This is a genomic window from uncultured Jannaschia sp. (assembly GCF_947494055.1).
GTDB lineage: Bacteria > Pseudomonadota > Alphaproteobacteria > Rhodobacterales > Rhodobacteraceae > Jannaschia.
Genome location: NZ_CANLTR010000063.1, coordinates 1 through 12,494 on the forward strand (window position 1 = coordinate 1; position 12,494 = coordinate 12,494).

Below are 12,494 nucleotides of genomic sequence, written 5' to 3' on the forward strand. Positions count from 1 at the left end.
GCACTCCCCATCTTGAGATGGGTAGATCTCGCAATCAGGCCGATGCCCGACAACGTGGGCCGCAGCCACCGCTTACGAAGGACATCGCCATCGGCGAAGCGCCCGTAGCGGTTCTTCGAGAAGCTCGACCGATCCGGCACGCGCCCCTCGAGCCCAAGACGACAGAACCACCTGTAGGCGAGATTGAGATGCACCTCCTCGCAGAGCCGCGTCTCGGACCGAATTCCGTAGAGATAGCCCACCAGCAGCATCCGGATCATCAGCTCCGGGTCGATCGATGGCCTGCCGATCGGACTGTAAAGGGCGGCGAGCCGCGGCCGGATGGCGTCGAAATCCAGAACCCGGTCGATGCGCCGAAGCAAGTGATCCCGCGGGACGTGATCCTCAATCCGGAACCGGTAGAACAATGCCTCCTGAACTGCCAGTCGTCCCATCATCGTCAAGCCCTCCCGCCCTTTCAGGTCAAGAGAATCATGAGCTTACGCACCGATCAACGACTATCTCACAAGATGTAGGACCCGGCCTTTTTCACCGATATCGGCCGTTTACGCATAACCGATGCCGCGGCGCTAGTGCGCTCTGTGCAATGAAGAGCGGATGAAAATTGCAGGCCCTTCTCCTCTGTTTGGGTGACAAGAGGCCTCTTATACGCTCTCCTTTTACCCGTAGCTCGTTGTTACTTCTCCGTGGAGGATGAGCTTGTGGATTTGGATACCGAGCGACGCCTCACTGCGTTGATTTACTCGTCACTGCTGGATCCCTCATGCTGGCAGAGCTTTCTCGAGGCGGCGGCGGCCGAAATCGGCGGCGCGCGTATGCAGATACATGGCTGGACCGACACCTCTGGATCTACTTTCGCGACCACCACAGGGTACGACCCTGAGATGCTCGCGATATATCGGCATCTGGCGCGCAGTAACCCGTGGTCGCGAACGATCATCAACGCTCCTGTCGGCGTCGTGCTTCCCAGCCAAGCGCTTTGCCCCGAACAGAAACTGAAGAAGACGCTCTTCTACGACGAATGGATACGTCCGCAGGAGAATATCAGCGTCGGCGCCGGCGTCGTCATCGGTCGCACACGATCCGGACCATTCATGTTCGGCGCCAATATCCGCGAACGCGACAGGCAGGAAAAGCATCCGCGGTTGATCGAGCTCATGGGCAGGCTCGCTCCACATCTCACGCTCGCTTGGCAACTCGGCCAAGCCATGTTCGAGCCACGAATCCGGCTCGCTGCTGCCGAGGCAGGAGTGGCCGCCTCACGCGCGGCCCTGATCCTTCTACGAACAGACAGGACGATCGCCTTTGCCGATGAGGCGGCTGAGAAATTACTGGCAACAGGGAAGCAATGCCGTCTCGGCCGTAATGGCCGCCTTGTTTTTACTGATAAGCGAGCCGAGAGGGCTCTTTCAGTAGCCTTGCAGGAGCTGGCGCGGAGCGACCGGCCGGTAGTACTGAAAGTACCTCGAAGTGAGGGGTCGCCTGCTGTTCATCTCATCGGTCTCGACCATGATGAACTTCAGGACTGGCCGCTGGCAACGCTCCTGAGGTTGCCGCCGCGAAGCGTCCTCTGCGTGATCAATCATTCGACCGCAGCGAGGCGGACGTCGCGTCTCGCGACGTTTGGCTTGACCAGATCCGAACAGGAGGTTGCCGAAGCGATCGCGCGCAGCGAAGACACGGCGACGATCGCCATGGAACGAGGTGTAAGTCTTGCCACGGTTCGAAGCCAAGTGAAGGCAATCTATGCCAAATGCGGAATTCATAGTCGTGCAGCTTTAACGGCTCTTGTACTTGGGCCCTGACGGGCCTGACCGCCCTAGTTCCGACCCCCATGACCTACTAAACGTCCTTAGACCGGATGCTTTCCCCCATTTGGGGGATGCGGTCGATACGAACTTCCAGCAAGCATTGTCAATATTTGGAGCTGGTTATCCATTGGTGACAAAAGATGAAGCGCGATATACTCGGCCGCATTCTTGAGGGTGGCCCGCAGGGGGATTTTCTAAAAGGCACTGGCCGCAACGACGTAATTTTTGGTGCGGGAGGAGATGACACGATCGTGGGTGGCCGCGGTGTCGATCTTCTTTTCGGCGGGTCCGGTTCTGATGTCTTCATCTTCAATGATCGAGATGCAGGAGATGTCAGCTTCGGGCGCGCCGATACGGTCGGTGATTTTTCGAGCGAAGACACCATCGATCTTTCCCGAACCGAAGTGATCTACTTTGCCGGCTATGACGTAGTTTCGCCCGAGCGCGGGGGCTTCAGCATCTGGGAAGCGCAGGGCGATGTTTACGTGACATGGAATACCTTTGGAAAATTCCACGATGTCAAACTCACGGACTTCCAAGGCGACTACTACAATCTCTTTTCCCAGATCCGCTGGTACGACGATGATTATGCCGCCTCCGTTGCGACCCGTGGTTCGATTGAAACCGGGGCAACGACGACCGGAGAAATCGAAGTCGCGGGTGACGAGGACTGGTTCCAGATCAATCTTGCGGAAGGGCAACTTTATACTTTCGATCTGCAGGGGAGAACGGACGGCGGCGGAACGATCCAAGACCCGTATCTGGTGCTCTACGACGAGCTCGGTGACTATGTCACAGAGGGAGTTGAAGCTCTTTCCTTCGTGGCCGACGCATCGGGGACCTATTTCGTCTCGGCCGGGGCGTCCGGAGGTACCGGAACCTACACGCTCACAGCTGCGGCGGAGCGCTATGCCGATGACTTCGGTAACGATGCGTCCACCGCCGGAGAGATCGCTTCCGGCGAAACGGTGACGGGAAGAATCGGTGTACCATTCGACGAGGATTGGTTTCGCATCGAGCTGGCGGATGGTGAGACCTACGTGATCGACCTCCGCGGCCAGTCCTTCGGGTTCGGCTCCTTGCCGGACCCGTACCTGAGACTACTAGACGCCGAGGGCTCGGAGGTCGCCTTCAACGACGACGCTGACAGCCTTGACTCTCAGATCGTCTATTCGGCCGACACTGCTGGAACCTACTACATTGCAGCAAGCGAACTTTCCTCCGGTTTGGGGAGCTATGAGCTTAGCGTAACCGAACTCGGAAATGAAGTGCTGATTGGCTGAAAAGGAGATACTATTGGAGAGCACGACGTGACCAAAAGCGGCAGAGACAGCTGTTTTAGGCTAACACATTGGGAAGTTCAGGGCCATCCGGATCGCAACAAACCAGATGACTTTTTTCTAGCTTATGGTTTATTTCCGCATCGGGCAAAGAGAATGGAGAGTGTCATGAGAAAGGTTTGGGAGCGATGCTTTGATGAGCGCCCGGGATTAGGCGTTCGCCTGCGAGGTTGCGCTAGAATACTGATTGACAACGAGGAAATCTATTTTGAGTTATGGATTCCTAGCGAAGAAAAACGCTGGAAGCTTTCCGACGCCTGCTTCAAAATTGGAAACAGGCCCGTAAGCCTAGAGGCCTGTATAATAGACGTGAAGTGGAATGGCCAGTGGCCCGAGGCTCTTGTCTGCAAAGTCGAAGGCTGCTGGCATATTCCAGTTTGGCAAGACTGTGAAACGCTCTGGGAAGGTGAAATCCGGCTAGGAAGAATTCCATGGGGTGATCTCTCCGAGTTCGAGGACGGAAACCTGATTAATCGCGGCGAAGCTAATTCCGACTATGACGACGTTTTGGTTGCCACAGAACATCACCTTCCTTCACTTAGCCAAGTGATGTCCCGTCGAATGCATGCCACTTAATAAATGCATTCGGCTGATTCCATCAGGCTAGAATCCCCGAGTGTTCGTGGGCGGTCGATGAATAGGAGCCGCAAGGTAATACCATGCGAAGGGTTCTGACATGGTATATGCCCTCTCCAGAACTCACCATTCTTTGGCGATTTGGAGCCATTTGACAGCTCGCGATAGATTACAGCTATTGAACGTATCGGTTTCGCCAAGGAGTTCTGGACGGATTTAGAAAGAAGAACAACGACGGAACATTCGAACTTACCCCACGCCACTAAGAGACAGAAACAAAGCTTAGTATGATAGCTAATGTAGGTTAAATCGTTAGGAACACTGGATGCCTGGTGATGCCTTAAATCGTGATTTGAGTTCAATTGTTCCGGGAGGGGTTTACTCGCGTTCGGAACCAAATTATGTCAGTGCGCTGAGGTTAGACAATCGTGCTATCTTGCATGCGCCCGACTTCGTCGTTCGTCCAAGGAGTCGGGGCGACATCGCGGGACTTATCGACTATTGTCGTACCCAGGAAGTCGCGTTTACCGTCCGCTGCGGCGGGCATAGCCCGAACGGCTACTCTTTAAATTCTGAAGGCGTTGTCATAGATTTGCGGGCGATCCACGAGATCCGGATCGACAAGGACGTCTGCCACGTTGGCGCTGGCGCAATATGGGCCGACGTTTACAACCGTATCCGCACGCAGGACGAAGGGCATGCTGTCATCGGCGGGGTCTGGCCGGGTGTTGGAGTCGCGGGCTACCTTATGGGAGGAGGCTATGGCTTTCTTTCCCGCTCGCACGGTATGGCCTGTGACCAGATTGTATCTGCCGATCTAGTCACCAGTAATGGCCGCCAGCTTCGTGTAGGAGAACATTCGGCATGTGCCCAAGAACGGGAACTCTTCTGGGCTCTAAAGGGAGGCGGCGGCGGCAACTTCTGTGTTGTGACGGGCTTTTCAATCCTGTTGCATCAGGCCGCGCCGAGAATGTTTGCGGCACGGATCGCTTTCGATTTTGAACGATTCGAAGAAGTACTTTCATTCTACGACGATTGGGTCGACACCCTACCGGATAAAATGACCGTCTACGGTGCCATTCTTGCACAACCCGATCCGCGCCATCCCGGCGAGACGTTTCTCGCCCTGCGTTTGACCGCCGTCTACAACGGCGACTATTCGGAGGGTCTTGCGCAGATTATGCCGCTTCTTGCCCATTCTCCGCTAACGACCCAGGTTTATTCCCTTCCTCTGACCGACCTCGTTTCGTTTCTCTCCAGCTCGAATCCTGATGGAGATTTTGGAGTTTACGTGCGCTCCGTTATGCTGAAGCGCGGCCGCCTTAGCCAAGCGGCACCAATCTTGCGAAAGCATGTCGAGAGAATCCCAAAAGACGCGGTCTTCGTTGTCTGGACCCATGCGGCCGGCGCCATAAACCGATTCGACGCTCGGACTGCGGCCTTTCCGCATCGAGACGTGGAGTATGCATTTGCCGTGAAAGCCTTCTGGCCCGTCGACTACCCTGAGCTTCTGCAGCCGGCCGTCATTTGGGCATACCGCTTTTTCGAAGATTTGGGCAGGGTCGGTACGGGGGCATACGTTAACTACATCGACCCGCTCCTCACCGGATGGCGCGAAAAGTACTACCGCGCGTCATGGTCTCGATTGGTTCGCGTGCAGGAGCGGTGGGATCCTGGCAACCTTTTCAGATTTCAACAAGGCATCTCATCGCAGTTCGAGCCAGATCATCCCGACGAGGATGATCTCGATCTTAACTCACTGTTCCGGACGTTCGCAACATGAGTGACAGGCCGTCTGCAGAACTCGGTCCTCATATCCCCTCGGCCCGCTCAAAGAAGGGTCGGGAACGCGCACTCATCGAGCGGATTGCGACGGAGAATGCCCACTCGAAGGTCCGGGCAGGCCTCGCTCGTCGCGCCCAGCATCCGAAGCATCACGGCTGCGTGCGGGCCCGGTTCATTGTCGACGAGTCCGTACCGGACGATTTGCGCGCCGGGCTCTTTGCACAAGCTGGCGCGTTCGACGCCCTAATCAGGTTTTCGAACGGCCGGCGGCTGGATGACCGCAGTCCCGACGCCCACGGCATGGCCATCAAAATTCTTGGCGTCAACGGCGCACCAGAAAGCGTCCAAGACATCGTCCTCGTCGATCACGAGACCTACTTTTCCGGCGACCTCGTGGACTACGAGCGCATCAACAGGCTGGTTGTCGGGACGGGAGCCGGCAGATTCCTTGTCGCGCTGTGGCTCGTCGTCGTGCGCTGGTCGACGCTTGCCCGTATGCTGGCCTTCGCTGGCGGCAGGGTAAGGTCGCCGCTGTCCACCACTTACTTCAGCACTACACCCTACAGGCTCGGCGAGAAGGTCGTAAAGTACCTTGCCCTGCCGCTGCAGACCGCGCCGGAGGGGGACCTTACCGGCGAGAATGGCCTGTCGGCCGCGCTCGCGAGGCAGCTTTCGTACATCCCGGCGTCGTTCGACCTGTGCGTCGATGTGCAGACCGATCCCGACCGCCAGCCGATTGAGGATCCGACCGTCCGCTGGTCTGCAATGCCCAGCGCACGCCGAGTCCGGGTTGCGAAAGTTGAGATCCCAGCGCAGGCGGTGAACCCCGCCGCTCCGCTCGCAGAGAACATCGCCTTCTCGCCGTGGCACACGCTCACCGCGCACGAACCCCTCGGCGCCATCAATCGCGCACGTCGAACCGTCTACGAGGCCGCCGCCGCGAGCCGCCACGCCGTCAACGGCGTGTCCCCACCGGCCGCCGCGTCTGTCCCGTCGAGCTACCGGGAGGAGCGTACCTTGGAAAACAATGCACCCGACAACCGCCCGCCGCGGCCACGTCGCGACATGAGTCTCGTCGCCGCAGCAACCGTGGCAGTCCTGCTGGTCACCTGCCTTGCGCTGGAGTTCAAGCGGCTGACCATCAAGCCCGGGCCACCGACGACCTACGACGACATCATCGCGACGTTCAAGTACGGCTCGATCGGCGCCGAGACGCACGGCTTTCCCTATGTCGTGTGGCGCGAGCTCCCGGCGATCTTCGCCGAGCAGCTTCCTGGCGGCTGGAAGACCTTCGGATTCATCGAGGAGGAGGGCGCGCCGGTGCCGGTGGGCATCAGCGTGCGCCGCATCGGGGTAAAGCGCGTCGGCTTCAACTGCGCGACGTGCCACAGCGCCGAGGTGGAGGTGGAGGGCGTGCCGCACACCATCCTCGGTGCTCCGTCAGCTGGAATTGACCTGCAGTCCTACGTTCGCTTCATCGCCGAGGCCGCCGGTAGCGACAGGCTGACCGCCGACTCTGTCATCGAAAGCGCCGCCGACGCTGGCCGGCCGTTCGGTCTAGCTGGGCGGCTGCTGGTGCGTCACGTGCTCGTTCCGAGCATCAAAGGCCGTGCCGGGTCGCTCGTCGAGGCGTTCGCCTGGATGGACGCCAAGCCCGACCATGGACCGGGACGCACCGACGCTGGCAACGGCTGGCGCCAAACCTGGGGCCTCAATCCGGGGGGCGACGCGCGCGTCGGCACCGTCGACCATCCAGCAGTGTGGCGCCAGCGCGACCGGCTCGGCGGCTGGTTCCATTGGGACGGGAACAACGACTCCCTGACCGAGCGCAACTATTCGGCCGCGCTCGCCGGCGGGGCAACCGATTGGCTGCTCCAGCGCAAAGCTATCGCCCGGATTTCCGACTGGCTGATGGACCTTCCCGCGCCCCCCCATCCTACCCCCATCGATCCCGTGCTGGCGCAACGGGGCGAGGTGGTGTGGCGCGAGGTGGGGTGCGGCACGTGCCACGAGGTCGGCGGCGAACGGATCGGCCAAGTGACGGACCTGTCCGAACTGGGCACCGATCCGGAGCGCGCCGACCTCTTCGACGAGGAATTCGTCGAGTTGTTCGACACGGTTGGCGAGGGTTACTCTTGGCAGTTCACGCACTATCGGCCAACGAACGGCTACACGAATAGCCCGCTCGATGGCATCTGGGTCCGCGCGCCGTACCTGCACAATGGCTCCGTGCCGACGCTGCGCGCGCTCCTGTCACAGCCGGAGGAGCGACCGGACACATTTGTCAGGGGCTGCACGAGCTACGATCCGAACGCAGTTGGCTTCGTCTGCGACGAGGGCTTCACGTTCGACACGAGCCTCGTTGGCAACGCCAACACAGGCCACACATGGGGTACGGACCTTGCCGACGACGACAAATCCGCCCTGATTGAGTACCTAAAAACCCTTTGAGGCGACGTCATGCGGCTAAGTGAATCCTTCAAGGGCGCGTTTCTCGACGTCGTCTGCATGATCATCGGAACGATCATGTTCTACCGCGGCGTGGTCGAAGCCTTCTTCTATAACTGGGACCCTATCCATCTCGTCCTAGGCGCCGCCCTCCTGATGGGGGCGTACGCCTGTTATCTGATGTACCGCCGGCAGCGGCTCGGATATTGGCTATTTGTGCTCGGCAACCTAATCGTCGCGTACGTCTTCATCTTCATTCTTGAGGACATCTGGCACCATCACGTATGGCCACACATCGTCTACGCGGCGGTGTTCCTCCCCTTCTGGAGTGATCTCGACGGTCGGCGCGATCTGCTGCGCGACAAGCCGCTCCCGACCCGCATCGCCAACCAGCTCCTCAACTTCGTCGTCATACGGATACCGTGGCTGCTGCGCGCGCTGCAGCGCATCGGCCCAATCGGGCGCTGGATGAACCGGCAGATCATCCACCAGCTGAGCGCCCGCCCGCCCGGCCGGCCGCTTCCCCTTTCACTGTGGACGAGCGATCGCCAGCCGCTTACCGTGGATAGCAAGCACGCTCCGTCCTCGATCCCGAGTTGGCCCGGCCTCGTTGACCGCGCCTACACCGGCCGCCATCTTCCACCGGTCCCGGTAGCCGAGGTCGAGGCACTTCCTCCGCTCGAGGAGGTCGCGGCGCTTTTCGAGCGCGACACGTTTGTGGAAAGTTCGCGGACGACGACGTTGTTCTGCTTCTTCGCACAGTGGTTCACCGACAGCTTCCTTCGAACCCATCCAAACGACCGGCGGCTTAACACGTCGAACCACGAGATCGACCTGTGCCAGATCTATGGGCTCGGCGAGGAGAGCACGTCCTTTCTGCGCACCGGCAAGGACGGCCTACTGAAGTCGCGCAATACGGACGTTGGCGAACTGCCGGCGCTGCTGGCGCCGGACGGCACCGTCGCCCCCGACCTGGAGCGCATCGCATATGACCCCGCCTGGGCGACTTCGTTCGCGGACACCGAGCCCCCGCACGGCATGGCTAGGGACCTCAAGAAGTTCCTAAAGGAGGCGATCGGTGACTGGGCGGTCGAGCCCGGGCGCTGGAAGGTACACTACGCAGCGGGGCTAGAGCGCGCCAACTCCACCATCGTTTACAGTGCAATCAACACGATCTTCTTGCGCGAGCATAATCGCCTCGCCCGCGAACTCAAGGCGCGCAACCCTGACTGGGACGACGCCCGCCTCTTCGAGACTGCCCGCAACATCAACATCGTCCAGCTGCTCAAGATCATCGTTGAGGACTACATCAACCACCTTGCCGGCCTGCCGGTGAAGATCATGCTCGAGCAGGGCTTCGCCGATAGCAAGCAATGGTACCGGACGAACCGCATCGCGCTGGAGTTCGACCTGCTCTACCGCTGGCACGCCATGGTCCCGGATACGCTAAAGCTCGGCGGACACGAATTGATAAACACCGAGTTTCGTTTCGACAACCGGTTGATCGAGGCTGGCGGCGTGGAGGCCATCATCGACACCGCCTCGCGCCAAGCCGCCGGCCGCCTGACACTCGGAAACACGCCCGACTTTCTGATGGAGGCCGAACGCAGGTCCATCGCGTTTGGCCGTCTCTTCCGCCTCGCTCCGTTCAACGCCTACCGCGAGCGCTGGCAGCTGCGCCCGTATGATACCTTCGAAGAGCTGACCGGCGGCGACACTGAACTCGCCGAACGGCTCGCCGCTCTCTATCCCGACAGGAACGGCGCACGGGGGATCGACTGCGTCGAGCTCTATGTCGGCCTCTTTGCCGAGGGCCGCAAACGGTCCGACGTCCTGCCGCCGCTGCTTCTCGTTATGGTGGCCTCGGACGCATTCACCCAAGCGCTGACCAACCCGCTTCTCGCCGAAAACGTGTTTAGCATGGACGAGCCGTCCGCGTACGGCCTGGAGCGGGTCGACGTGTTCACCAAGTATGGCCGGAGCCAGATCGATGGCGTCTCGACGTTAGCCGACGTCGTCGCTCGCAACGTCGCCCCGGGGAAGGAGGGTCCGCGCGTGCGCTTCACCCTCGACGACGCATGACATGGAGGTTGATAATGCTGGAACGCCGCTCGTGCCGCCCGCTCCGGCCCGATGTTACGTCTTTCGATGACCTTTTTTCGAACCTTCTGCAAACAGGCAGTCTTGGCATCATGCAGCTTCGCTCGGCTGGTTTCTCGCTGAAGCGGGTTGGTGCGCTCTATCAAATCATGCGCGAGATGTGACGGGGAGCGCTGGGGAGTTTACTCGGATGAAGCAACCAGAGAGGATTGAATCTTGGACAAAATTGCTCGGGGTCGCCGTAGCTCTAGCTGGACTTGGTTTTACTGGCTTTCAATTCTTTCAAACATTTTCGATGAACGCAAAGAAGCCCTTTCTAGAGAAGCAAATGGATTTTTGTATTGAGGCCAGTACCATAGCGGCCACGATCGCGAGTACTGCGAAGAACGATCGCGCTAGAAGTGCCGCCGAAGCAAGATTCTGGGTGCTGTACTGGGGACCCCTCGGTATCGTCGAGAACACTGCCGTCGAACATCAGATGGTCTGCATCGGTCGGCATCTCAGCGGCAACATTAAAACTGGGTGCAATGATGTTCCCCTGACTCAGCGCTCCCTGAGGCTCGCTAAGGCATGCCGCGATCTGATGGCCGAGAGCTGGGGCGTCTCCCGCGAAGCCCTCGTCGGTCAAAAACAGAACTGAAACTCGACACTAAACCTACAAACCTACCGGCAGTGCGTTATTCCATCGACAGACCCTCGCACATTGCTTCGACGAGCACTGTCATGAGCGCTAGAGCTGACGTTGCGGGAACCACGCCTTGAGTGACTTTCCCCCTAAATTAGGGCCGCGTTGATCCAGAAAATTCCGGTCGATTTACAGTGTCGAGGGACAGCGCGGAGACCGCAAGAGTCTCGAGCGCTGGCGCGGTGGTCGTGATCAGAAACTCCGGGAAGCAAGAGCGGCGCCCGCGTGCCAGCCCAAGCCGCGGCGGCGCTTCTTTCGGCTTCTGGACCCGCCTCACGGCCTCATCTTCGGCCCCGACCGCATCCGCGCGCCTGCGGCGAGCCGCTGCCCCTCCGCCGCCGCCCGCTCTCCGTGGCGCACCGCCTGCACCGCGCGACCGATCTCGCCGAGCGTCGCCCGGTCGATCCCCAAGCCCCGCGTACTGGCATCTTCCACCACCCCGGCCCCGCGCCGATCCATCGCCCGCACCGCGTCGGGCCCCAGCCGCGTCTCCACCGCCCGCACAAAGCTCGCCAGCTCGCCGGCGACCCGGCCATCGGCCTGCAGCGACGTCCAAGCCCCCGCCCGCGCCTCGGACGTTGCCGCCGCCCCGAGCGCCCGCACCGCCTCTTGCGCCTGCACCGACAACACCGGCACCCCGACGGCCTCCGCCGTCCGCCGCGCCGCGATCCCGGCCGTGTAGTCCTGCGCCGCGGCGACCTCCGCCTCGCCGATGCGCCGCACCGCCGGTCCCACGGCCTGAACCACCCGCTCGGCCTGCGCCCGCGCCGCGCGGCCTGTGCGCCCCGCCAGAAGCCCTGTCCGGCCCGCCAGCGCCCCGAGCTGGTCCGGCGCGACCTCGATCCGCCGCGCCGCCGAGGTCGCCCCGTGCGTCGCCACCAGCTCGCCCAGCCGCGCCCGTGCCGCCCGTGGATCGCGGTAGGCGCCGGCGAGGTACTGTCCCAAGGCGTCGCGCTCGCGCTGCACCGCCGGGTCCGCTGCCACCGCCGCAGCCCGTTCCCCCGGATCGATCCTGTCCTCGATAAGGCGCGGCGGGATCAGCCAGCGTGGCGCAGACGCCGCCACGTCTTGCGGTCCCGATCGGGACGTCGGCCCCTGCATCTGCGAACCTGCGCCCGTGCGCGACTTGGCTGCTGCATCCAGCGGCCCCGGAACAGCTGTCTCCGTCCTGTGCTCATCGGTTCGCGCAACCGGCGCGACCGTCTCCGTCGAACTCGGGTGCTCGATCCCGGCATTACCCGGCCTTTCCGCCGGCCCTATACCCGTCTTGGCCTCCGCCGAATTCGCCACCGACTTCGCCACCGCCGGCCGCAGCGCCGCCGGCAACTCCTCCCGCGTGGCCCAGGCGATCGAGGCCGCCCGCACTTCGCGCCGGCTCATCTGCCGCGCGAGCTGACCGAGATCGGTCGCCGTCTCGGTGGCCGCGAACACCCGCGCGCTTTCCCGCTGCCGGGTCAGCGCCACGTAGGACGCGGCCTGCCGCCAATGCGCCGAGTGCAGCAGGTAGGTGTGATCGATGGTCTTGCCCTGCCCCTTGTAGATCGTCCCGGCATAGCCGTGCCGGAACCCGGTGAACTCGGCGGCCCGCCAGCTCACCTCGCGCCCCGGCTCTTTACCGCCGCCGCTGACCCCGCCGGGTCCGTCGAGCCGCGCCGTGATCCGCCCCGTCTCCGCATCGATTCCGGTGATCACCCCGGCATTGCCGTTCCAGAGCCGGGCCTCGCGCAGCGTCTCGGTGACCTGCACCCG

10 protein-coding genes are annotated in these 12,494 nt (G+C 61.3%); 8 read left to right on the plus strand and 2 right to left on the minus strand.

The annotated features are described in order from the left end of the window. The coding region (locus Q1A87_RS21555) for a transposase (RefSeq protein WP_299656368.1) at positions 1–437 on the minus strand (437 nt) is incomplete at its 3' end. Between the two features lie 264 nt (positions 438–701). Here Q1A87_RS21555 and Q1A87_RS21560 point away from each other — a divergent pair. The 8 genes from Q1A87_RS21560 to Q1A87_RS21595 all read left to right on the plus strand — a co-directional run bounded on the left by Q1A87_RS21560 (position 702) and on the right by Q1A87_RS21595 (position 10,700). Continuing rightward, on the plus strand, positions 702–1,805 hold the full coding sequence (locus tag Q1A87_RS21560; protein ID WP_299656371.1) for a helix-turn-helix transcriptional regulator: 1,104 nt from the start codon (positions 702–704) through the stop codon (positions 1,803–1,805). Positions 1,806–1,951: 146 nt separating this feature from the next. Beyond that, on the plus strand, positions 1,952–3,094 hold the full coding sequence (locus Q1A87_RS21565) for a pre-peptidase C-terminal domain-containing protein (RefSeq protein WP_299656374.1): 1,143 nt from the start codon (positions 1,952–1,954) through the stop codon (positions 3,092–3,094). A 27-nt stretch (positions 3,095–3,121) separates the two neighbouring features. After that, positions 3,122–3,727, plus strand: coding sequence for a hypothetical protein (locus Q1A87_RS21570; protein WP_299656377.1), 606 nt, complete (start codon positions 3,122–3,124; stop codon positions 3,725–3,727). A gap of 325 nt (positions 3,728–4,052) precedes the next feature. Further along, positions 4,053–5,510: an FAD-binding oxidoreductase gene (locus tag Q1A87_RS21575; protein WP_299656380.1), complete on the plus strand. Its 1,458-nt coding sequence runs from the start codon at positions 4,053–4,055 to the stop codon at positions 5,508–5,510. After that, on the plus strand, positions 5,507–7,963 hold the full coding sequence (locus Q1A87_RS21580; RefSeq protein WP_299656383.1) for a hypothetical protein: 2,457 nt from the start codon (positions 5,507–5,509) through the stop codon (positions 7,961–7,963). The genes Q1A87_RS21575 and Q1A87_RS21580 overlap by 4 nt, the downstream gene beginning before the upstream one ends. A gap of 9 nt (positions 7,964–7,972) precedes the next feature. Further along, a complete protein-coding gene (locus Q1A87_RS21585; RefSeq protein WP_299656386.1) occupies positions 7,973–10,042 on the plus strand; it encodes a peroxidase family protein in 2,070 nt (689 codons plus the stop codon). A gap of 14 nt (positions 10,043–10,056) precedes the next feature. Further along, on the plus strand, positions 10,057–10,224 hold the full coding sequence (locus Q1A87_RS21590) for a hypothetical protein (protein ID WP_299656389.1): 168 nt from the start codon (positions 10,057–10,059) through the stop codon (positions 10,222–10,224). 26 nt (positions 10,225–10,250) lie between these two features. Continuing rightward, positions 10,251–10,700 (plus strand): hypothetical protein, encoded by a 450-nt coding sequence (locus Q1A87_RS21595; RefSeq protein ID WP_299656391.1) that lies wholly within the window; start codon positions 10,251–10,253, stop codon positions 10,698–10,700. 318 nt (positions 10,701–11,018) lie between these two features. On the opposite strand, the gene Q1A87_RS21600 is transcribed toward Q1A87_RS21595, so the two are convergent. Continuing rightward, positions 11,019–12,494 (minus strand): BID domain-containing protein (locus Q1A87_RS21600; RefSeq protein WP_299656394.1); only part of this gene is annotated, 1,476 nt, incomplete at its 5' end.